The organism is Belliella alkalica, from assembly GCF_022549785.1.
Taxonomy (GTDB): Bacteria; Bacteroidota; Bacteroidia; order Cytophagales; family Cyclobacteriaceae; genus Belliella; species Belliella alkalica.
Window position 1 is genome coordinate 115,254 of the sequence record NZ_JAKZGO010000010.1, and the last position, 24,736, is coordinate 139,989.

Annotated in this window: 16 protein-coding genes; 12 read left to right on the top strand and 4 right to left on the bottom strand. The window is 36.8% G+C overall.

The window, feature by feature from the left end; all coding sequences use genetic code 11:
* Positions 1-5: 5 nt before the first annotated feature.
* From argS to MM213_RS13380, 3 genes are all read right to left on the bottom strand, one after another.
* Entirely contained in the window at positions 6-1,796 is a 1,791-nt protein-coding gene (argS, locus tag MM213_RS13370) for an arginine--tRNA ligase (protein ID WP_241412954.1), read from the bottom strand.
* 207 nt (positions 1,797-2,003) lie between these two features.
* Entirely contained in the window at positions 2,004-2,954 is a 951-nt protein-coding gene (gene rocF, locus MM213_RS13375) for an arginase (RefSeq protein WP_241412956.1), read from the bottom strand.
* A 264-nt stretch (positions 2,955-3,218) separates the two neighbouring features.
* Complete coding sequence (locus MM213_RS13380; protein WP_241412958.1) at positions 3,219-6,428, bottom strand: TonB-dependent receptor; 3,210 nt, start codon at positions 6,426-6,428, stop codon at positions 3,219-3,221.
* A 465-nt stretch (positions 6,429-6,893) separates the two neighbouring features.
* Between MM213_RS13380 and MM213_RS13385 the strand changes: the two genes are divergently transcribed.
* From MM213_RS13385 to MM213_RS13420, 8 genes are all read left to right on the top strand, one after another.
* Positions 6,894-9,440, top strand: a complete 2,547-nt coding sequence (locus tag MM213_RS13385) for a TonB-dependent receptor (RefSeq protein ID WP_241412959.1) — start codon at positions 6,894-6,896, stop codon at positions 9,438-9,440.
* Positions 9,441-9,531: 91 nt separating this feature from the next.
* Complete coding sequence (locus tag MM213_RS13390) at positions 9,532-10,404, top strand: sulfite exporter TauE/SafE family protein (RefSeq protein ID WP_241412961.1); 873 nt, start codon at positions 9,532-9,534, stop codon at positions 10,402-10,404.
* Positions 10,405-10,781: 377 nt separating this feature from the next.
* Positions 10,782-11,192, top strand: a complete 411-nt coding sequence (locus tag MM213_RS13395) for an RrF2 family transcriptional regulator (protein ID WP_241412962.1) — start codon at positions 10,782-10,784, stop codon at positions 11,190-11,192.
* 147 nt (positions 11,193-11,339) lie between these two features.
* Positions 11,340-11,831 carry a hypothetical protein gene (locus tag MM213_RS13400; RefSeq protein WP_241412963.1) on the top strand — a complete coding sequence of 164 codons (492 nt, stop codon included), beginning with the start codon at positions 11,340-11,342 and terminating at the stop codon, positions 11,829-11,831.
* 125 nt (positions 11,832-11,956) lie between these two features.
* A complete protein-coding gene (locus tag MM213_RS13405) occupies positions 11,957-13,348 on the top strand; it encodes an arginine decarboxylase (protein ID WP_241412965.1) in 1,392 nt (463 codons plus the stop codon).
* A gap of 275 nt (positions 13,349-13,623) precedes the next feature.
* Positions 13,624-15,591: a toxin-antitoxin system YwqK family antitoxin gene (locus tag MM213_RS13410; protein WP_241412967.1), complete on the top strand. Its 1,968-nt coding sequence runs from the start codon at positions 13,624-13,626 to the stop codon at positions 15,589-15,591.
* Between the two features lie 13 nt (positions 15,592-15,604).
* Positions 15,605-16,429: a DUF2490 domain-containing protein gene (locus MM213_RS13415; protein ID WP_241412968.1), complete on the top strand. Its 825-nt coding sequence runs from the start codon at positions 15,605-15,607 to the stop codon at positions 16,427-16,429.
* Between the two features lie 12 nt (positions 16,430-16,441).
* Positions 16,442-16,909: a hypothetical protein gene (locus MM213_RS13420; protein WP_241412970.1), complete on the top strand. Its 468-nt coding sequence runs from the start codon at positions 16,442-16,444 to the stop codon at positions 16,907-16,909.
* A 2-nt stretch (positions 16,910-16,911) separates the two neighbouring features.
* On the opposite strand, the gene MM213_RS13425 is transcribed toward MM213_RS13420, so the two are convergent.
* A complete protein-coding gene (locus MM213_RS13425; protein ID WP_241412972.1) occupies positions 16,912-18,012 on the bottom strand; it encodes an alanine racemase in 1,101 nt (366 codons plus the stop codon).
* 186 nt (positions 18,013-18,198) lie between these two features.
* Here MM213_RS13425 and MM213_RS13430 point away from each other — a divergent pair, with 186 nt between their 5' ends.
* The 4 genes from MM213_RS13430 (at position 18,199) to MM213_RS13445 (ending at position 24,649) form a co-directional block, all read left to right on the top strand.
* Positions 18,199-19,701 carry a glycoside hydrolase family 32 protein gene (locus MM213_RS13430; protein ID WP_241412974.1) on the top strand — a complete coding sequence of 501 codons (1,503 nt, stop codon included), beginning with the start codon at positions 18,199-18,201 and terminating at the stop codon, positions 19,699-19,701.
* 667 nt (positions 19,702-20,368) lie between these two features.
* Positions 20,369-21,712, top strand: coding sequence for a sugar porter family MFS transporter (locus tag MM213_RS13435; protein ID WP_241412978.1), 1,344 nt, complete (start codon positions 20,369-20,371; stop codon positions 21,710-21,712).
* Positions 21,705-22,595: a carbohydrate kinase family protein gene (locus MM213_RS13440; RefSeq protein ID WP_241412979.1), complete on the top strand. Its 891-nt coding sequence runs from the start codon at positions 21,705-21,707 to the stop codon at positions 22,593-22,595. The genes MM213_RS13435 and MM213_RS13440 overlap by 8 nt, the downstream gene beginning before the upstream one ends.
* Positions 22,596-23,434: 839 nt before the next feature.
* Complete coding sequence (locus MM213_RS13445; protein ID WP_241412980.1) at positions 23,435-24,649, top strand: hypothetical protein; 1,215 nt, start codon at positions 23,435-23,437, stop codon at positions 24,647-24,649.
* The last annotated feature ends 87 nt before the right edge of the window (positions 24,650-24,736 follow it).

Below are 24,736 nucleotides of genomic sequence, written 5' to 3' on the forward strand. Positions count from 1 at the left end.
GTTTTTTACATTCTATCTGGGACATTTATTCCTAACAACTTCATTCCGCCTTTGATTGTTTTGGCTGTCAAGGCTGATAAAGCAACTCTGAAAGCTTGGATCTTTTCGTCAGACTCGTTGAAAATGGATTGCTCTGCATAGAAGCGATTGTATTCTTTTGCCAAATCGAATAAGTATTGGGCAAGTAGGGCAGGAGAGTAGTCTTCACCTGCTTGTTTGATTTTTTTCTCGAAATCATACAAGACGATGATCAAATCTCTCTCAGCATCTTCCAATTTGTCAATTCCTTCAAAACCATCAGTTTTAAAATTCACACCGATTTGCTCAGCTTTTCTCAATATAGAAGCAATTCTTGCATGGGAATATTGAATGAAAGGCCCAGTATTCCCTTGGAACTCTATTGATTCTTGGGGATTGAAGAGCATTCTCTTTTTTGGATCTACCTTTAGCAAGAAGTATTTCAAAGCTCCCAATCCTAAAGTCTCATATAACTCAGCAGCTTCTTGCTGTGAAAAACCTTCGATCTTCCCAAGTTCCTTCGTATGAGTCTCAGCAGTTGTGACCATTTCATGCATCAAATCATCAGCATCTACTACAGTTCCTTCACGGGATTTCATTTTGCCTGTTGGAAGATCTACCATGCCATAGGAAAGATGATAAAGTCCTTCACCATATGGGCGACCAAGTTTTCTCATGATTTTGAATAAGACATCGAAATGATAATCTTGCTCATTTCCCACCACATAAATGGATTTGTCGAAACCGAAGTCATTGAACTTTAAATCGCAAGTCCCCATATCTTGGGTGATATAAACGGAAGTGCCGTCTCCTCTCAGTACCAATTTTTCATCCAAACCTTCCTCACTCAAATCTACCCAAGTGGAACCATTGTCTTTTTTGAAGAATACACCCTTGGTAAGGCCTTCTTCTACAATGTCTTTCCCTAAAAGGTATGTGTCAGATTCATAGTAGTATTTGTCGAAATTGACACCCATTTTTTGGTAAGTTGCTTCAAAACCTTCATACACCCAGCCATTCATCAATTTCCATAGATCAACAGTCTCAGCATCATTGGCTTCCCACTTACGGAGCATTTCCTGGGCTTCAAGCATCAGTGGAGCATTCTTTTTTGCTTCATCTTCTGACTGGCCCTGGGCAGCTAGTTCACTGATTTGTTTTTTGTATTCTTTATCAAAAATAACATAGTACTTACCCGCCAAATGATCTCCTTTCAATCCCGAAGATTGTGGAGTTTCATTATTCCCGAAATGCTGGTAAGCGACCATAGATTTGCATATATGTATGCCTCGGTCATTGACAAGGTTGGCTTTTGTTACTTCGTAGCCGTTTGCTTTGAGGATTTCAGAAATTGAATAACCCAAAAAATTATTTCGAAGATGGCCTAGATGAAGAGGCTTATTGGTGTTGGGAGAAGAGTATTCTACCATTACTTTCTTTCCATTTGCAGGAAGTTGACCAAAGTTTGGATTGGAATAAAGGTCACTGAATATTTGGATCCATGAAGCTTGTGCAACTGAAATATTCAAAAAACCTTTCACAACATTGTAAGCTGTCACTAAATCACTGTTTGCAACCAAAAAATCCCCGAGCTTATTTCCACTTGCTTCAGGAGCCATTTTGGTAACCTTGAGATAAGGAAACATCACAAATGTATATGTCCCTTCAAATTCTTTTCTAGTCGGTTGCAAACCTAACTCTTCCAAAGAAACCTCATGACCAAAAACCTCCCTAAATCCTTTTTGGATAACGGGAATAATTTGTTCTTCTAAATTCATCTTATTTATATTGTTGACTTGGATTGTTTTTTTCTAAGTCTGCAAAGATAGGGAAAGGTTTTTTCTTTCCGCAGTCCATTCCCCACCTTAATGTATAAATGATACTAAGGTGATGAAAAGGCTTCTAGGGTGTTTTTTGCTGCAAAGGTTTTGATTTGGGATTTTCATTAATCTTTGCGTAGCCTTGCGGTGAAGGAAAGTTAGTTTTTAGTAATTTTCTACTAATGATCTCGTTGTGGCTTCTAATACTTCAAAAGCATTTTCGGCCATAAGATTTTCGGTGTCAAGGGTTGGGTTTACCTCTACAATTTCCCAGCAGCAGACTCTTTTGTCTTTGATGAGTTCAGTATTGAGCTCAATAGCTTCTTCTACTGTCAATCCATTCGCAACAGGAGTGCCTGTACCTACAGAGATAGAACTGTCCATGCTGTCCACATCAAAGGAAATATAGACTTGATCACAATCTTTCAGTGTCTCAAGGGCTAATTTTGCGATTTCCACCACCCCTTTTTCTCTTACTTCCTCGGTAGTGAAATTTTTGATTCCATTTTTTTTGATGATGTGGTTTTCTGGTTCTTCTGTATCTCGTACCGAAATGAATACAATATCTTTTGGGTTAATTTTAGGCATTTCGCCTCCAATATTTTTAATTTTCTCCCAATACTGAATGGTTTCTTCACCAGGTTCATTCACTTGGCAGTCCATATTGTCAGTTTTGATACACATGGCCAAAGGCATACCATGCATATTGCCCGAGGGAGTAGTATAAGGTGTGTGTAAATCAGCGTGCGCGTCAATCCAAATTACCCCAAGTCTTTTATTAGGATCGGCGGATTTGATACCCATGATGGTTCCTGCTGCAGTAGAATGATCACCGGCAAGTACTATGGGGAATTTCTTTTCTAGTCTGAGGGATTCTATCGTACTATAGACATTTTTCAATACTTGATATACTCCATCTATGTACTTTGCATGTGGATGTTTGTTGCCTTTCCATAAGAAGTTGTTGGCATCAGGAACATTAATAGGGTCAAATTTTGTGAAAAAATCAGAGGCTTTATCCAAACTGGCAATCTTTAGGGCATCAATTCCCAAACTGGCTCCTCGCGTTCCTGCAGCGATTTCAGAACGGACTTCTACTAGTTTAATTTTTCTCATAAATGGTCTTGATATAATCGGGTTTATCTTCTGTAAGCTTCAAATATTTGGGCAAAAGTAGTCAAAATTGACCGAAAAACCATTTTGATAATTTTTTGGACACTTGTGAAAGAATAAAAATGGGGTTTTATTGTCTTTCATTCAAAATAACAAATATTTTGATTAGGTAGGGGAATAATTTTTAAAAAAAATAAGGGCCGCCTTTTCTATAAACTTATCAATCATTTATCGAAAAATTTTGGCAGCCCTCTTATGGGGTAATTGTTAATTGAAAATGTATCTCAAACCTAGTTGCATCTGCCAAACATCTCCGATGTTAGCAGTTCTGGTAAAGCTGTCAGATACAAGGTTTCCATTCGATGGGTTCATTTGATAAGTTGGGATGTTTGTAGTTGGATCAATTCCAACTATCCCAATAGGAGATTCGTTGGTGATGATTTGACCAACTCCCCATTTGTTGTTGATCATATTCGTGAAGTTGAAAACATCGGCTCTAAGCTGAAGAGTATTTCTTTTTCCTCCAATATTTAGAAAGAATTCTTGCATAAAAGAAAGATCAAGTCTTCCCACAACTGGGAATTGAACCCCATTTCTCAAAGCATACATTCCTCTTCTTGTACTTAGATGTGCATCTTGCTCAATAAATTGGTTGAAAGCAGCTCTTTGGTCTGCTGCACTAAATGTGGTCCCGTTTACTGTCAATGGTTCAAACAGCATTTCATCTAATTGCGCCGTTGTTGGCACAAAGAGCAAATCATTTCCTACGATCTGATCACCATTTATATCTGTGTTGTAAACATAAGATTCAACGCCTTGATTCCGAAGTTCATAGAATAATGAAACAGAAGTAGCAAAGTTTTTCGCATATTCTTTTCTATACCCAACAGAACTTATCAATCGATGTCTTTGGTCATCTAAAGAGAATCCTAATTCAGGATAATTCCCGCCTCTCACAGATGCAATGTTTTCATAAGACAGAAAATGTTGTGTATTTCCATCTACCATGTTTTTTGCAACAGCATAGTTGTATGCTGCCATAGCGTGAAGGCCACTGCTGAAGTTTTTCTGTAATTGAAATGTCAAACTATAAGAATAACCTTGGCTTGTATTATCCAAAACCACAGCATTTGTGATATTTTGATTTAGCCTATTTGCTTCATCGCTGAATCCATAAAGTGGTCTATCATCAGGCCCAGCAAGGTTTCTAGTCGATGGTCGCAAATTGGAGTCATAAAATAGTAGATCACTTACTTGTTGTGTATAGATGGCTTCGAAAGTAGCAACCAAACCTCCAAACAAATCCTTATCGATTCCAATATTTGACCTCCAAACCTGAGGATTCCTGAATCCTGGATCTATATAAGCCAGATCATAGGAGTCAGGAGCGCCCCCATTGGAAGGGATGTAAGCATTTACATCCGGATTAAAAGGAAAGTTGGTGGTATTATCCTCTCTAATTTGTCCTTGCAGCACTCCATTGGTATTTACCATATTGGAAATGTTGATGTAGATAGGTCTTCCGGAAAACAAGCCTGTTCCACCTCTTATCTGGAAGTTTCTGTCTCCAAGAACATCCCAATTGAACCCAAGTCTTGGACTCCACATATACTGTGGTTCAGGGAGTCTGTCTGTCCTGATTGTGATAGGTTCCCCGTTTGGTTTTTGGAAATTCAAACTTTCAGCTGCAATATTTCTCTCTGCAGTTTGTCCATAAAATGGAACATCAAGTCTAAGTCCAGCAGTCACTTTCAGATTATTTGTAACATTGATCTCGTCTTGGATATATGCACTAGCTATGTATGCCTGGGTATTGGCAGTAGGTATTCCTCCTCCAGGAAGTGCAGAATATTGACGTTGGAACCTTCTAAGTTCTACTTCTTCACCCGCTGCATCCCTGTAAAAATCGTCTAGGGAATTGTAAACATAATGTCCGAAAAATGTCGGGGTAAATGTGTATCTGAAATCAAAATACTCAAAATTCAATCCAGCTGTAACTGTGTGGTTACCAAGATATGCTGTAAAGTTGTTTTGGATTTGCCAAGTATCAGAGTCCAAACCTCTGTTTGGTGATAGAAGGTCAGTACCGAAAGAAATGTAATTTCTTCCTCCTTCAAGAATATCTACCATTGGAAAGTCTCCGCCTCCCCACGATCGGGAGTTTCTATTTGCAGTTAACCCAAATCGAAGTTCATTTGAAAATTTATTCCCAAAATTTGACTGAAGCTCTACTATTCCTGAATAGATGTCATCATTGAGCAAGTAGTTTGAGTTTGCGTAATTAAGTGAGAACAAGTTTTGGTTTCTACCTCCAAAGCCTAATGATGTTCGAGCTACAGGTCTTTCCATGGAGGAAATCAATGTGTTGAATCTTGCGCTTAGCTTGTGATTTTCATTGATATTGTAATCCAATTTGATCAAAAATTTGTCTGATCTGGTAGGTAAATTGTAATCTTCATATTCACCAGGGTCATACCCGAAGTTATCATTCAAGAATCCCCTTAATTCATCCATGTCGGATTTTTGAACTCTGGTGACGTTTGCGCCAGTTCTGCCTGGAGCAGCCGCTACAAAAGGGGAGTTTGGATCACTTCTTCTTTCAGATTCGGCACTAATGAAGAAAAATAACTTGTTTTTGATAATTGGGCCACCTAGTCTAAATCCATATTGCTGTACGCTGAAGTCATCAGTGACTACATCAGAACCTCTTGCATTGGTGCCGACCATTCTTTGGTTTCTGTTGTTGACAAAAGCCGAACCTCTCATTTCATTGTCTCCAGACCTTGTGATCGCATTGATGGCAGCACCGGTAAACCCACCTTGTGTGACATCATAAGGAGCAATGTTGACTTGGATTTCTTCTATTGCTTCCAAAGAAATAGGTGTAGATCCTGTAGGCGCTCCAGGAATAGACCCTGATAGTCCAAACGCATTGTTGAAAACACTCCCATCCAAAGAGAAATTGATAGCCTTTGGATCCTGTCCGGCAAAAGATTCTCCAGAAGACTGTGGTGTCAATCTTGTAAAATCCTGAACACTTCTACTCAATGTAGGCATTGTAGTTATAGCTTCTCTGTTGATGGTAGTGGAAGCACCTGTTTTTTCATCATTCAAAAGTGGGTCCTTGAACGCAGCGATTTCTACAGCATCCATTTCTATTCCTTCATCGTCCATCGTTACGTTGAGGACATATCTCTGACCTAATCTTAGTGTGATGTTATCGTAAACTATGGGTTCAAATCCAATGAAAGAAACAGTCACCTCATAAGGCCCACCTGTTCGCATTCCTGGGATCGTAAACCTACCATTGGGTTGAGTGACCATTGTATAATTTGTCCCTGATGGTTTGTGAACTGCTTGGATAGTAGCGCCAGGGAGTGGTTCTTTTTCGGCATCTAAAATTAGACCTGTCATACCCGAACTGGTGGTTCCTTGGGCGTATAGGCTTTTTGACCCCAAGAATAACAATAGGGTCATTGTTAAAATTAGTATAGTATATTTTTTCATCGGTAGGTGGATTTGTTGATTTGGAAATTTTTAGACTAGAATTATTCCAAATGAAAAAACCGCCAAAAACACTCATTTTCTTAGATTTTACCACTAGTTCATTGTGGACTTATTCAACAGCATGTAGAAAAGCGCTACAATTTGTTGACAAGTCAAAATCCATTGTTTTTCAGATTTGAAGGTTTTGAAGAGCTTTGATTGACTTCGAATTACATTTTTATAAAAATTAAAGAGGTAGATCCATTGATGTAAGTAGTAAATTTAAATTTTAATTCCTACAAAAAAGATAGGGATTATAGGTTTATTTGATTTTATTTTTACATTTGTAATTACAATTAATCATCATCCTTTTGATGTGATTTTTAATCATATAAAATAAGTATGAATAATCTGAATAATATAAAATAATAATTAAATCAAAAAAAAGGCATTTTTATGAAAACACTCTACATTTCATTTCTATTAGTTCTGGGCATTTTCAGAATTGGATATAGTCAAGAAATCATCTCTGGGAAAGTCTCCGATTCTGATGGTTTGGCATTGGTTGGAGCTACGGTGGTTATCAAAGGCTCAAATTTGTTTGCCTTGACTGATGAAAATGGAAATTTCAATATTTCTACAGATAGACAGCCTCCATTTACACTGGAGTTTAGTTTTGTTGGATTTGAATCAAAATCCCAAAGAATCAATCAGATATCTTCCTCACCTCTGACGGTCGTGTTGGAAGATGAAAATATCCTTGCTGAGGTTGTGATTACTGCTAGGAGACGTGCTGAGGAGATCCAAAAAGTACCAATTCCCATTTCTGTGGTATCGGGTGCTTTGGTTGAAGAAGCAGGGGCATTCAATGTGAACAGACTCAAAGAACTTGTTCCAAGTGTTCAACTTTACTCCTCAAATCCACGAAATACTACCCTAAATATTAGGGGACTTGGATCGACATTTGGCTTGACAAATGATGGGATAGATCCAGGAGTGGGTTTTTATGTGGATGGGGTTTACTACGCAAGACCTGCTGTGACTACACTTGATTTTATTGATATTGAGCAGATAGAAGTGCTGCGAGGGCCCCAGGGTACACTTTTTGGCAAAAACACTACTTCCGGTGCATTCAACATTACTACAAGAAGACCTAGCTTTCAGCCAAAAGTTAACTTTGAGACCAGTTTTGGTAATTTGGGGTTTATCCAATCCAAAAGTTCAATTACAGGACCCTTGACGGAAAAGGTTGCAGGTAGGTTGTCATTCTCGGGAAGCCATAGAGATGGAACGCTTTATAATGTGGCTACTCAAAGACGTGAGAATACGATCAATAACTTAGGTTTGAGAGGTCAATTGTTGTATTTGCCAAATGATAATGTTGAAATTTTGGTGGCGGGTGATGTTACAAGACAGAGGCCTGATGGTTTTGCACAAGTAGTAGCTGGAGTTGTAGAGACCAGGAGACAACCATTTAGACAGTTTAACCAAATAATTTCAGACTTAAACTACACATTACCCTCTCAAAATGCTTTTGATCGAATCATAGATCATGATACACCTTGGAGATCCGGAAATGATCTTGGCGGGGTTTCTGTGAATGTAGACTATAAAATTGGATCTGGGACTTTGACAGCAACTTCTGCATGGAGGTATTGGAATTGGGATCCATCCAACGATAGGGATTTTACTGGACTTCAAGCTTTGTCTTTGTCCCAAGCACCGTCAAAACATGACCAATGGTCTCACGAGATGAGGTATGCGGGGGAATTTTCATCTAAGCTAAGTGGTGTAGTGGGTGTATATAATCTAACCCAGAACCTTAGGTCAAATGACGTACATACCGAAGAGTCCGGGAGAGATCAGTGGAGGTTTGTTCAGAGTTCCACAAGTCCATTGTGGACAACTCCTGGTTTACTTGATGGTTACGGAACGAAGACGAGAAGTAGTTTACTAAGTTTGAGTGCTGCTGTTTTTGGACAGTTGGATTGGAAGGTCACAGACAAATTCAGTGTGTTGCCTGGAATCAGGTATAACTATGATGAGAAGCGGGTTAAATTTGACAGACAAGTTTATGGTGGGCTTCAGACAGATGATCCAGCATTGATAGCGCTGAAAAATTCTGTTTACAACGCACAGGAGTTCGAAGCTGATGTGACCGAATCAAATGTTTCTGGCCAGTTGACTTTGGCTTATGCTGCAAATTCTTGGATCAATACATTTGCTACTTACTCAAAAAGCTTTAAGCCTGTTGGGATTAACTTGGGTGGCTTGCCTAGAGAAAATGGTGAAACATTGCTCGACCTTGCCAGAATAGAGCCTGAAGATGTTTCCCACTATGAATTGGGGGTAAAAACCAATCCAACCAAAAGAGCTACGCTTAACCTGATTTTTCATCGATCGGATATCAAAAACTTCCAAACGCTTGTTCAGACGCCAGATTTGAGCGTAAATAGAGGCTATTTGGCAAATGCTGAATTGGTGAGGGTATCGGGTGTAGAACTTGATGGATCTTGGTCTGCTTCGAGAAATTTTAAAATTTTTGGCTCTTTGGCTTATACAGATGGCAAGTATGTCAAATTTGAAAATGCACCAGTCCCACTTGAGGAAGTAGGCGGTGAAAGTTTCAAGGATATTTCTGGAGGCAGGTTGCCTGGTATTTCCAAATGGGCAGGGTCTATTGGAGCTGAGCTTTCAAAAGATTCAAAATTCATCTCAAAACAAGGAAAATCTTTTATTGCTTTGGAAGGATTTTTTAGATCTGAGTTTTCTACCAGCCCTTCACCATCCCAATTCTTGAATGTTGATGGATACGAATTGATCAATGTTAGGGCAGGGTTCAGAACAGAAGAAGGGTTTTCGGTTTTCCTCTGGAGTAGAAATATTTTTGACAAAAACTATTTTGAGCAACTATTACCTGGAGCAGGCAATATAGGGCATTATGCAGGTGTATTGGGAGACCCTAGAACCTTCGGGCTTACGCTTAGTTATTCCATCCGGTAATTTTATTTCACAACAATTCCTATAAAACATATAGGAATTGTTGTTTTAATATGAATTGCTTTTTAGCTTGCAGCAATAAAATATTAAAGTGATGGAAAGAGTAATTTTAAGAATCAAAGAAGAACCATTTTGGGGAGTTTTTTTTGGAGTGAGTTTTTTACTTGTTCTATTGATAAGCTACAAGTCATTTTCCGGTATTTTAACAGTTCAGGATTTAGATTGGGAGATGTTCCTTTGGTTTTTGTTGGTTGGCTTTGTTGCCCAGACGATTGATGGTGCTTTGGGGATGGCTTATGGTGTTACTTCAAATTCTATTTTGTTAGGAATCGGGATTCCTCCTGCGATAGCGAGTGCATGGGTTCATTTTGCACAAGTGTTTACAAGTTTGGCATCGGGATTTTCCCATTGGAGGCTCGGCAATGTAAAGTGGGATTTGGCTAAGAGGTTGATTTTGCCAGGAGTGTTAGGTGCTATAATAGGTGCATTTTTCCTTTCCAATATAGATAGTAGAATAATTAAACCTGTGATTGCCATATATTTGCTGGTGATGGGTTTTGTGATTTTGTCAAAAGTGTTTAAAGGGAGAAAGAATACATTCAACCATAAGGAGAAAAGTATTTCGTACTTAGCAGGAGTAGGAGGTTTTGCTGACGCGATAGGAGGAGGAGGTTGGGGACCAATAGTGAACTCAACGCTCTTGGGGAAAGGTCAGGTTCCAAGATTTGCTATTGGTACTGGTAATTTTGTAGAGATTTTCGTCTCTTTGGCTAGTGCAACCACATTTTTGTTTTTTATCAAAGAATTGAGTTTAGCCCCCGTTCTTGGATTGATTATAGGCGGTGTGGTGGCTTCACCATTTGCAGCGATTATTTGCAAAAAAATGAATCCCAAAATACTGATGTTTATTGTTGGTGTTCTGATAGTTTTCTTAAGTATTAGAACCTTCTACTTGACAATCATTTAGACCCATGAATTTTCAGGAAGTCTGATAGTGTTTTGATATAGGTTTTCAAAGTTTTGAAATTTGGAAAAGCTTGTTCTATAATCACTTCTATGATAATACGCTTCTTTGCCAGTAGCTTTTATTCAAGGGTTTATTGCTCGCTGATAGATAATATCTATGAGTAACTTTTCCGCTGTGGTGGATTTAAAATCAATTAATATCAGAGATAAGATAAATCATTTTTCTCAATCATTACAGGCAAAGTTCTGTGTATCCAAGATCTCTTCATATTATTCTTTACTTATACCCACCAAACCTTCCGCAAATGATTACTAATCGGAAAAGTTGCTGAAATTCGTGTTCTTTTTTGTACTTTGGGTCGATAAATTAGTTTTAACATGTTATCTAAAAGAGCTAAGTACGCTATAAAAACAATTCTTTTTCTTTATGAAAATAAGGATAAAACCCCAATATCAGCCAAATCTATTTCTGAACAAGAAAATATTCCCTACAAATTTTTAGAAAACATCTTAAGAGATCTTCGTACGCATCAAGTGGTGAAAAGTATGAGAGGCCCTGTAGGAGGATACTCTTTGGCAAAAGATCCTAACGAAATTACGGTGACCCAACTTATGAGGATCATCGATGGACCCGTTGCTTTGATTCCATGTGTGTCAGAGAAGTTTTACGAATCGTGTTTTGAATGTACAGATGAAGAAACATGCAGAATCAGAAAACTTTTTAACCAATTGAGATCAGAAATGATTGGTGTATTGAATAAATCTATTGTAGAATTGTCAAAGTTATAAACCTAAAAATTAGCAGTTTAAGAAATTATTTTACCATTACCCTATAAAAGTTATAGGGTTATTAGGAAATTAAAAAATGTTCTTTTACTTTTGAAGAGTCATTGTAGCAAAAGCCAATGATTTTGTGAAACATTAATATTCATTACCATGTCAGTTACAGCAAGCATCACTACCTCTGAAAATCAAAACGCAAACGCATTTGCTTTTCAAAACATCAGTAGAAAGTCAAACACAGGTTCTCAGGATCTTGGAGTTATGAATGTCTTAGAGATGTGTGCTATGATCAATGTGACTGATTCGGCAAAATTTGATTTTCCAAATTTCCCAGAAGCAAGAAAAACTTTTCATGCTGTTTATTTTCAGATCAACGAGTCTTATTCTTCGTTGAAGGGTTTGTTCAGAGGCTTGGCAAGTCTTGGTAAACCCGAAGGAGTTGTTTTGGAGTATGTTTCTGAAAATGAAACCTTTACTTTGAAATTTTATGCAAGTAATGAACAGCTTACCAAAGCTTATCTTAATAAAATCATCAAGTCTATCGAAGATGAAATCAGGTTCAAGAGCATTTTGAACCAAATCATCGAAAACCAGAGAATCATCAAAGCTGAACAAAGTCTATTGCTTCAAAAGCTCTTTGCATGATCCTGTGAAAATTAAGAGAAAAATAGAAAAAAGGGGAAAATCCAATCGGATTTTCCCCTTTTTCATTATGATTTACGGATTATATAAGCAAATTTTGTAATCCATTAAATGACATAATCTTTACAATGAATAAATACGTTGATCTTATCCAACAGACTTTTGATTTCCCAACCAAGGAGTTTAAAGTCGAAAACAATGAGTTACATTTCAATGGTGTCAATTTGATGGAAATCATAGATACATATGGCACTCCCTTGAAATTGACCTATCTGCCTAAGATTTCTGAAAATATCCAAAATGCAAAGACCTTTTTTGGAAATGCTATTGAAAAGCATGACTACAAAGGACAATATACCTATTGCTATTGTACCAAATCATCGCATTTCAGCTTTGTATTAAATGAAGCGTTGAAGAATGACATTCATATAGAGACATCTTCGACTTTTGATATTCCCTTGGTCAGAAGTCTTTATGCAGAAGGAAAGATAACTAAGCAAACATATATTGTATGCAACGGTTTCAAAAGAGACCTTTACAAGCAATACATCACAGAATTGCTGAATGATGGTTTTGTAAACTGTGTGCCTGTACTTGACAATCTTACTGAAATAGATTACTACTTGGAGCATGTCAAAGTGCCTTTTCAAGTAGGTATTAGAATAGCAGCAGATGAAGAGCCGAAATTTGGTTTCTATACCTCAAGATTGGGTGTGAGATACAATGACATTTTGAGCCTTTATGAAGAAAAAATCAAGGATAATCCAAATGTATCCTTGAAGATGCTACATTTTTTCATCAATTCAGGAATAAGAGATACAGCCTATTATTGGTCGGAATTGACTCGCTTCATCCAGAAGTATGTGGATTTGAAGAAAATCGCTCCAAGCCTCGATACCATGGACATCGGCGGAGGTTGGCCGATCAAGACCAATGTGTTTTTTGATTATGACTATCAGTACATGGCTGAGCAGATTATCAAAAACATCAAATGGATGTGCGCAAAGAACAACACCGTGGAACCAAATATCTTTACAGAGTTCGGAAGCTATACAGTAGGGGAAAGTGGTGCAGTATTATACTCTATTTTGGACGAAAAGCTTCAAAATGACAAGGAGCTTTGGTATATGATAGATGGGAGTTTCATCACCCAACTTCCAGATAGTTGGGGGTTGAATCAGAAGTATATCATGCTGGCGGTAAATAATTGGGATGAAGAATACCATAATATCAATCTTGGTGGATTGACCTGTGATAGTATGGATTATTACAATTCAGAAGCACATCAGTTCAATATCTACCTTCCAAAACCTGACAATGGCAAAAAGCAATACATTGGATTTTTCCATACTGGAGCTTATCAAGAGTCTTTGGGTGGCTATGGCGGCATTCAGCACTGCCTAATACCTGCGCCAAAGCATGTGATCATAGACAGAGATACAGATGGAAGCGTGAAGCATTGGCTATTTGCACCTGAGCAGACGAGTGAAAGTATGATGAAGACCTTGGGATATAAGTAGAAATGAGAGGGGAAACCCTCTTTTTTTTTGATGTAGGTTTTTCTTGATAATGAAAAACAATATTTAATCAGTCATGTTTATTTTGTTGAAAATATTTGTGGTTAAACGGGTTGTGTAAAATATTCATTTGTTTAAAAATATTTTTAATGCATTCTAAATTTGCGAAAAGTCAAACAAAAATCATATTTTTTGCCATTTTGGAGTAATTTTTGGACTTTTGTTTTTTGAAACAATCAGAAAAAGCAGTATAATCATTAATTTGTTAAATTCTAAAAATGAGAAGATTTCAAAAATTAACATATATAATTATTATTTTAACTTTGGTTTTGCCAAATCATTTGATTGCTCAAAATGAGTATAAAGGTGAGTATAAATTCAATAACATCAGTGGAAATGCTACTTTTCAGCTTGTAGAAGGTCAGGAAGGAGCAATGTTGAAGCAAGGGGAGTTTTATTTTGTGAGGAGTGAAAAGGATATAGACGATGAAACTAGGTTTTTGAAAACCATTATACAAGGTTTTTATGAAAGCGACAAGAAGTCAGGTCTTTGGGAATATTTGGATGAAAGTCATCAAATTGAACTAAAGGATGTTGTTGATTTTAAAGTTGTATCAGATCTTGCAAGTAGTCAAATAAAGCTCACAGCCAATTACCTCAATGGAGTTCCAAATGGAAAGTGGGTATTTGAGGAGAATGAATTTTCAGATGGTAGTTTGAAGAAAAAGGCACAGGCAGAGGAATTTTTATTCAATAATGGAGATATTCAAGGTAAGTTTCAATTCAAATCATTCATTGGAAACTTTACGCAATTTATTCGTGGAGAGCTTAAAGATAATGGAGTTATGCATGGTGAATGGACCATGGTCTATCAGGAAGATGGTAAGCTGATAAGTGAAGTTAGAAATTATGAAGATGGGTTTTTATTGGGCTTAGTAAAAAGAGACTTAAATGACGATGAGGTTATTGATGAAGTTGTATTCTTTGAGACTATCGCAAGGTTGAAGAAAGTTAATGCTGGTACAAATCAGAAATTTAGAATAGCTGACCAAAGCTTTGGGATTTTATTTAATGATGGTTTTTTATCAAATTCAAATCAGTATCAATCACAAGAGTCTGGAAATAAGTTTTTATCTGATTTTCTGGTTAAGATCTTGAAATATGACCAAAGGTTTGTAAATCAAGATGATAATTTGATAGATTATCCGATACATACAAAAAAGTTTGTGTTTGAACTTAGTAGATCGCAGCAGAAACTTATAGAAGAGCTACCGGGTAAGTTTGATCAAATTCAAAAGATTAACCAAGATTACAAAGATAAAAACGCGTTAAAACTTAACAGACAAAGGTCAGACTCCTTATCATCAGCATTTGCATTTTTTGAATTTCAATATGATAAATTGAACAATGCAAAGGAGTTATTTGAAAAGATAAGGACAAAAGATATTCAATATTACGATTTGGATCAAATGGTTGATGAAGGAATTTTCTTTATCACATCTGAAGATGAAATTTATTACTCCTTCCAAGAAGAAGATAAAAAAATGTTACTAGAGTATGAATTAAAAGATTTTAGAGAAGATTTTTTTGTTGCCCTCAATGATTATTTGAATCAAGTAAGAGAAAATACTTTAAAAACAAGGAATTATGTTGATAGTCAGTTGGATAGAATCAAAGAAGACTCGGATCTGATTTTATTGGAGGAAGAAATTCAATCATTAAAAGAGAGTTTGGATTCCTTATATGCAAACAGAGAAGGGCTGGATGAACTGTCAAGATCCATAATTTCCAATGTTCAAAAAAACATATTAGAAGGACAGTTTGAAAGAATTAGTGAAAGGTACGCGCAAGCAGAACGGTATTCTACCAAAAAACAAGAAGCTGATAGAATGTTGGACTTAGTTGAAGAACTAGAGAATCAGCACGAGGTACTTGCAAATATTTCCAGAAATTGGGAGATTCTAGATGAGTTTTACACAGAAGAGTTTTTTAATGCATTTTTCAACGAAAGATATGATAGACGTTTCAAAGAAAGGCTTTTTGAAAGTGCGGAAAAATTATATAACCACTATGTGAAGAGTATTAATAATGAAACGAATTATGTAGAAGTTAAAAATTGGACAAGGAAAATTGAGGCATTGATTAGAAAAATGTCAGATTTGAGAAATGAGGATACCAGAAGTTTAGAAAGAAGACTCAACAGAAGATCTTCAATTGATAAAATTGAATCTGATTTAGGATTATAAAAAAATGATGCAGATGAGTGTATTGAGTAAGTCAATAAAAATTAGTGTAGTAATACTTCTGTTGTTTTTAAAAGTAGATTTTGCAAAAGGTCAGGGTGTCATTATACCAGATGAAAAAATAGGTCTTCCGGCAACTACAGAAAACTGGAATGGATTATATTTAAAGCTAAGGTTCTCAGATAAGTGGTGGTGGTATCAGGAAAATCATTACAGAAGAAGATCAAGTGCTGATAATAGGTTGGATTTTGTTGGTAGAATGAGTCAGTTATACAATAGGTTTGGTATGACCTATATGTTTACAGATTACTTTGAAGTTACATTTGGTCCTACTTTGGTGTGGAATTTTGCTCCTGAAAGAGGGAATCCTGAGTATGTGGATTCAGTGTTAGAACCAAGGTTTTGGCATCAGTGGTTATTGACTCAGTCTGTTGGGCCTGTTAAAGTGCTTCACCAATTCCGTTTTGAACACAGGTTCAAAAGAAACAATGACTTAGGTGCGGAGTTTAATTATACCGATAGGTGGAGATACAAAATTACGGCTTATGTTCCTTTGAATAAGCCTAGAATGGAAAACAAGACTTTTTTCATAGCTCCATCTAATGAGTTTTTCTTTGAAACAGGGAAGCAGGTTTGGAATATTTTCGAAGAAAATAGGATATATACAGCGATAGGATATACTTATAACAACTACATGTTTTTTGGTGGGCATATGTGGACTTATGGCCCTACTGCAACTCCAGCAACGTACAGAAATCGACATATTATCAGGCTTAATGTAATGTATACTTTTGATTTCAGAGGAAAAAGAAAACCACTTACACGAGATTTTGCATTTTAATTAAGATAGATAATGAGAAGTTTAATAATAATAGCAGTGCTGTTTTTTATAATTAATTCTGCTTCAGCTCAATATAAAGGGCAGTATAGGGCTATACATGCATATGAAATGGCTTATGATAAGCCGTTTTTTGGGTTGAATTTTACTGGTGAATATTTTCCTGTAAATTATTTCTCGGTAGTTCCGTCATTTACATTTTTTACTCCTGCTACAGGAAATGCACGGGCTATTGACATAAATGCCAGATATTATCTCACAGAAAAGGAAAAGCAATGGTATGTGACTGCTGGGTATGGTTTTTACAGAAGGGTTTTTGAATTTAACCCACAAGGTAGGTTTGATTTTAATTCAATGAATCTAGGAGCAGGAGGAATGCTTAAGATTTCTGATGAATTGGGGATAAATCCTGAAGTTAGGTTTCAGGCTTTTGGAAGAAATAGTACTGTGTTTAAACTCGGAATAGTATATTTTATCAATTAAAATCAATGCCCCTCTGCATGGTCAATCCATTGACCCGCAAGACTGAGATAGGATCTCATACAATCGGCTGTCATGCAGCTATGCACAGGTAGGATTCCCAAAAGGTCTCCTACCTTTGTTTTTTCTAGTAGTTCATCAGAAGCTTGGATGATGCCATGTTCCTGGGAAATGCTTTTGACAAAGGATCTAGATTCGGGAATGTTCCAGCCATTTTCTGTTAGAATTACAACTTCACCAAAATTCTTGCTTCCGTCAGATTCTATCAGAACATCCTTGGCCAAGTGCACACCTCCAGCATGAACCAGAATTGTTCTTTTGTCCTTTTTGATATCCACTACCGGTGCTGCCAATGCCACTGCGATATCCTTTTTTTGACAGCTTCCGATATGTTCTTGTGTCAAGTCGTAAAAAACAAAATTGCCTGGCCCCATTTCATCAATATCTCCAAAATCATCCATTGTCGAGCATCCAGGCGTATCACCTAGACGGGTTACTAAATCCGGATATTCGGTCCTGTATTTGTTTTTGAGCATGTTCAATGCCAACCGCGTTTCTTCGTATATTTTTGAAATATCTTTTTCATAGTAAGTATGTCCTGCATGAATATAGAATCCTTTGAAAACCAATTTGCTGCTTTCCTTTGCCTTTCTGAGAATTGCTTCTATTGTTCCAAAATCACTCACTTCCACACCTGTTCGTCCATAACCTGCATCGATTTCTATAAAAAATCCAACTTTATTTTTGAGTGTATTGCAAAGAATTTCAGTTACTTCTGCATTTACCAATTGCACGGAAATTCTGGTGTTGCTTGCCAATTGATCAAGCGCATTTGCCTCCAAAGGATTGAAAGGAAATGCGATATGGATATTATCCCAACTGTCACTTGAAAAGTAATTTGCCATTTTGACCGAAGAAACTGTAATTTCCCGAACACCATAATCTCTAGCCCATTTCCCGATTTCTTTGGATTGTCCAGTTTTGAAATGTGGGATCAGTTTCATTCTGTGTTTCTTCGCCTTTTCTGACATTCTCTTCAGATTTTCCCTACAGATTTTTTCGTCAATAAGCAGTGTAGGCGAGGCGATTTTAGAAAGGTAAGGCATGATTTGAGACTTGTTTTTTTGATGTAAAAATAAATTTCAGATTATCAATTCATTATTCTGAAAGGGCAATCCAACCCTTCCACAATGTAGGGAATTCTTCAATTGTGTGAAAGAACACTTACTGGAATTACAAAAAATATGGATTTTTGATGTAATTTAAGCTTTTACATTAACCCTAAAGAACAAATGACCAAAGGAATCAGCGTATTGACTTTTATTTTGACAGGAATCATGTTGTTTGCTTGTTCCCAAAAAGAAGCAAATATAATTGAAGTTAAAAAGTATGGAGAGCCATTTAGATCTCAGTTTCACTTCACGCCAGAAGCAAATTGGATGAATGATCCCAATGGGATGGTTTATTACGAAGGTGAATATCATCTTTTTTACCAATACCATCCAGAAGGGAATACTTGGGGGCCAATGCATTGGGGGCATGCAATCTCGACTGATTTGATCCATTGGGATCACCAGCCAATAGCAATCTTCCCCGATGAACATGGGACTATATTTTCAGGTTCCGCTGTGGCTGATATCAACAATACATCAGGACTTGGTACTAAAGAAAACCCTCCTCTTGTAGCTATTTATACTTATCACGACGCAGAAGCTGAGAAGTCTGGAGAAGTTGATTTTCAAACTCAAGGGATAGCGTTTAGTATTGATAAAGGAAGGACATGGGAGAAATATGCCGAGAATCCTGTTTTGAAAAATCCCGGAATCAAGGATTTTAGGGATCCAAAAGTAGATTGGTATGAGGATAAAGATGGTAAGGGCAAGTGGATCATGAGTCTTGCTGTCAAAGATAAAATCTCTTTCTATAGTTCACCGGATTTACTTGATTGGTCGTATGAAAGTGATTTTCAGCCTAGTTGGGGAGCTTATGGAGGTGTTTGGGAATGTCCGGATTTATTTAAACTGAAAAATGAGTCAGGTGAAGAGAAATGGGTTTTATTGGTAAGCATCAACCCGGGTGGACCGAATGGAGGATCTGCAACACAATATTTTGTGGGGGATTTTGATGGAAAGTCATTTCATGCAGAAGAGCAAGAGGTGAAATGGATCGATTATGGAGCTGACAATTACGCTGGTGTAACTTGGTCAAATGTGCCAAAAGAGGATGGAAGAAGGCTATTTATAGGATGGATGAGCAATTGGGATTATGCAAATATTGTCCCTACTGAAGTTTGGCGTTCAGCCATGACATTGCCTAGATCTCTTGAGCTTTTTCAATCCAATCAAAAGCACTATTTAGCTTCGAGACCTATTCAAGAAACCCAAGGACTTAGAGTCCAAAAGAAAGAGAGTAATGAAGATACCATTGACTTGGTTTCTGATTTGTTGGAAATCGAGTTGAATATCGTGTCCGAAGATTTTGATTTGGAATTCTCCAATGAATTTGGGGAAAAGGTCACCTTAAAGAAACAAGGAAACAGCCTTTACTTTGATAGAAGTGAATCTGGATTGACAGATTTCAATGAATCTTTCAAAAAAATGCACACAGCTCCTGATTTGGGATTAGAATTGAAAAATCTTCAAGTATTTGTTGATAAATCATCCATTGAGTTTTTCTTCAATGAAGGTGAACTGGTTTTAACAGAAATCATTTTCCCCGAAAATCCTTATACACAATTGAAGACAAAAGGCTTCGGCGAAGTAAAGAAAATTCATGTTTTGAAATCTATTTGGTAAGTTAGAAGAGAGATGTGGGGTGTGAGATAAGAATGCATTAACCCCGAATGGGGTTAAACTTTAAATAGCCCCTGGTCGCAACCCGGGGATCAATGATTATACAGGAGACAACAACCCCGAAGTGGGTTGAACTTCTTTAATCAATAGAAAAAAAGTGTCAAGTAATTTCAGGATGCGACAGAGATATGAGACACAAATGTCATGTCCTAAAACCCCGAAAGGGGTTAAACCTTGATTAGCCCCGGGTTGCAACCCGGGGATCAAAGTTGGGGACGATGACAACAACCCCGAAGTGGGTTGAACTCCTAATCAATAAAAAAGTGTCAAATAAAATCAGGACTTTACAAAGACGTGAGGCTTAATGAGAATATGCCCTGAAAAGGTTTCTGACATAAGCATAGGGTAATAACGCTATACTAAAAGTAAAAGACTTGATTGTTTTTGCCCTGAAAGGTCAATTGAATGGCTTCCGGAAATAAGAGAAAAACAATAAAAAAAGCACCAGCTATTCAAAAACAACAAATCAACCAAATATTCCATAACTTTAAAACTTTCCAACCTTAAAACCCTCCAACTATTTTAACAGCTAACCACTAATCCCTAATTTACTAATCTACTATTCAACCAATCCCTAATCTACTAACCCCCAATTAACAACCCTCAACCTATGCAAAGTAAAAATTACGTTCTTTTTTTATCCATCACGGCTGCGCTTGGTGGTTTTCTATTTGGTTTTGATACTGCCGTGATCTCAGGGGCAGAGCGAGATATCCAAAATCTTTGGCAATTGAGTGACCTGAAGCATGGACTTGCAGTCGCAATAGCGCTGTATGGAACAGTGTTGGGAGCGCTTTTTGGAGGGATTCCTGCTGATAAATATGGGAGAAAGACCTCTCTGCTATGGATAGGCTTGTTCTATTTAGTTTCTGCCCTTGGTTCAGCTTTGGCTCCCGATGTCAACACTTTCATGTTTTTCAGATTTTTGGGAGGCTTGGGAGTAGGAGCTTCTTCAGTGGTAGCGCCTATGTATATCTCAGAGATCGCGCCAGCTGCTCGCCGTGGTCAATTGGTCGCTTTGTATCAATTCAATATCGTTTTTGGAATTCTCATGGCTTATTTTTCCAATTATCTAATCGGGACAGCCAACCTGAATGAAGCTTGGAGATGGATGATGGGAGTAGAGGCTATTCCGGCTTTAATTTACTCTATCTTGATCTTGAAAGTTCCCAAGAGCCCAAGGTGGCTGATAGCAAAGAAGAATGCTTTTGAAGAAGCAAGAGTGATTTTGACAAAAACAGATCCTGATGGCGTAGATGAAGCCATTGCCTTGGCAATCCAAGAAAGCAAAGAGATCAAAGGAAAAGCCACAGTAAGTATGCTTTTCAATTCCAAATTCAAGAAAATCAGCTTTATGGCGATATTGATGGCGTTTTTTAATCAGGTTTCAGGGATTAATGCTATTATTTATTTTGCTCCCAGGGTTTTTGAATCAGCAGGAATATCCACTGAGACTGCCTTGATATCCACAATTGGAATTGGGGCGATCAATCTTGTTGCCACTATGCTTGGGCTATATTTGATTGATAAACTGGGTAGGAAAATGCTGATGTATATTGGTTCAGTCGGTTATATAATTTCACTTTCATTAATGGCCTACAGTTATTTTGGTGGAGCTATTGATAGTAGTTTGTTACCATATTTTGTATTTGCCTTTATTGCTTCACATGCGATAGGTCAGGGATCGGTGATATGGGTATTTATTTCGGAAATCTTCCCAAATGAATTGCGTGCATATGGACAATCTATGGGTTCATTTACCCATTGGATTTTGGCAGCAGTCATTGCAAATATTTTCCCATTGGTAGCCAATCGTTATGGTGCGGGAAATATTTTCGCTTTTTTTGCATTGATGATGGTTTTCCAATTGATCTGGGTAGCGATCAGAATGCCTGAGACAAAAGGCCGATCATTAGAAGAAATTCAAAAAGATTTACAGAAGAGTCATGAGTAAAAAAGTTATTTGTTTTGGGGAAATGCTCTGGGATTGTTTTCCCGACGGAGAAGTGGCAGGTGGAGCACCGATGAATGTAGCGCTTAATTTAAAGCAATTGGGCGTTGATGTAGAGATGATTTCCAGATTGGGAAATGATGCGTATGGAGAAAAACTCAAGGACTTCTTGGCAACATATAGTTTGCCCTTGCGGCTGGTTCAAGAAGATTCGGAACATCCTACAGGAAAAGTTCTGGTGGATGATACAGACAAAGAAAATATCAAATATGAAATTGTGGAGCCTTCTGCTTGGGATTTTATAGAATTGACAAGTGCCAATCAAGAAACTGTCGCAAAGGCAGATGCTTTGATATTTGGGAGTTTGGGAGTGAGAAATGAAACCTCGTGGAAGACACTTTATCACTTAGTACATCAACCGCTATTGACTATATTTGATATCAACTTGCGTGCGCCATACATAGATTTTTATAAGATAGACAGCTTGCTAGGCTATACTGATATCTTGAAGATCAATGAAGACGAACTTGAAATCTTGGCTGACTTTTTTGAATTGAAGAGAAAGGGAGATGGCTTGGCAAAAGACCTTTGTGATTACTTGGTGGAGGAATATCCTATTGAGGCGATTTGTATCACCCATGGCAGCAAAGGAGCGATGGTGTATAAAGATGGCAAAATTATCAGCCACTCAGGCTACAAAGTCAAAGTTGAAGACACAGTGGGTGCAGGCGATGCTTTTTTGAGTGGATTTGTGAAAATGTACTTAGAAGGGAGAAACTTAAAAGAGACTTTAGACTTTGCCAGCAAACTAGGTGCTTATGTCGCTACGCAAAAAGGAGGGACTCCAAAGTATAAAATGGAAGATGTAGAAACAGTAGGGAGTTAACTTTAGGGTATAATAGAGCCATGCTTATTTCTTGTTAGTGGTAGGAGGAAGATGGTTTTTCGAGATAGATTTATAAGTTAGAGTGGATTAGAAGACGAAGACACCGGAGGAAGTGTGATTTTGGACAGGAACGACTTTGGCAACACTGTTCTTCGGACTACTGGCTTTTTTGTCACTTAGTGAATGGTGGATTGTGCAGGTATAAAACAAACTGGAGGCTATCTCTAGGGACCAATAAATGAAAATCCTTAGTACTACGAAAATCCTGCAATAAACTCGAAAGTAATTTTGATAGAAGGATTAGGGGTTACTGTAATATTAGTAATTCTAACGATTCAGTTAATTAAATCACATAAGAAAAAGATTTTATACACACTAATATTTGGTTTGGGGCTGTTCGTAATAATGATTACTAATGGAACAATAAAATGAAAAAAAATAAAATTACTTTATGAATAAAGATATTTGAGGAGAAGCGAAAATTATCTGTTCAAGAAAAAATGGAAACATGGGGAAATATTTAAATGTAATTGCAAAAGTTTTCATTTTGGTACTTGGTCTATGTTTTTTGTCATTGTTTTTTTATCTTCATTATACACCTGATGTTAAAGAGTATATAAAAAAAGTAGATGCTAGTAATACAACTATGGGGTTTAAATTGACTGTGCTGTATGGTTTAACTAAGTTGATTTCATTGATAATAGGGCTTTCAATTCCAACTGCTATCATTTTGAAGAGTATTAAAAAGTAAAAAAAGAAAAACTTAACATAACAGCACTAAGAAAACATGAGGCGGTCAGTGGTACCCGAAAGATTTGTCTCCCGAGCTAACTTTAGTGGTGGCTGAAAGGTTATCGGTCCCAAATGCCCAACGTTTCTTAGTAGCCGACCGTCACAAACAATCCCGTAGAAACCCAATGACAATTAATCAAGCATTTAAAATCATTATTACACTGAGTTTGGCTATTTCAATAAGTTCGACATATGGACAAAGAACTGTTTTGCCTGTAAATAATGAAAACTTTGTAATTGAAATTCAAGGAAAAAAAACTGTGAATAAGGGTAAAATCAATTTTCCAATCACAAAATTGTTTGACATAAATGAAATTGGAAACATTGCCATCCTAGATACAGCACAAAATAGACTTTTAATTACGAATATTTCAAAAGACAATTTTAACAATATCATTGAAACAATAGCCTTTCCAGAAGGGATAGAACCAATTTCAATCAAAATTAATGGAAGTAATATATTTGTAGGTGGTGATTTCGGAAAGGAAAAAATATATAGCTACAATATGACTGAAAAAAAGTGGAGTCAAATTGATATACCTACAGAAATAATGTCTCTTGGGAAATCAGTTGACGACTTTTTAGTTTATTCAGATACTTTGATAGCTTTAGATAACTTGATTATGCCGAAATATTTACTTTTTTACAGCCTAAAAGATCCACTAAGTATAAATCTTATAAAATCTTATGAAGTTCCCCCAAATGGGACATACGAACAACTTCATCGAATACTTCTAAAAGAAGAATACTTTATCATTCTTTCTTCAACTTTTAGTGGATATACCGGTGGAGCCTCTCATGTAACAGTTTTAGATAAAAATAATTTACCAGATTACACTGGATATATTGAAAAAACTCAAAAAAACATCTTTCTAGAACCCGAAACCCGACCCAAAGGATTATTTAATGGATTCACAATTAGCTCAAATAAAAAATGGCTATGGTTTATAAGAAAAAGACCAAATAGAGATTATAGTGATATACGTTGGATTGATATAGCAGAACATAGAAATAGAATTTACTTATTGGAAGATCCTAACAAACTAAATATTTTCAAAATCAAACAAAAATTCTTTAAAGAAAGAATTGTAAAGGGTATTTGGCACAATGATGAAAGGTTCACTAGGCAACTAACAAGTAATAAATTAAAATCTAAAAAGCTTTCAGTGGAATCAGGTAAATGGTTTGTAAGTTTAGAGAATTCCCTTTTTTTGGTTTACCAAAACAAACAAGGAGAATTTAATTTCAAGAAAATAAAGTGAAGCAGATCCCTAAATGCCAAAAAGCAAGCAGTAGTGAAATGCTAATTTGAAAGTGATTACCTTTAATATACCTGGGTTTTAGAGGAA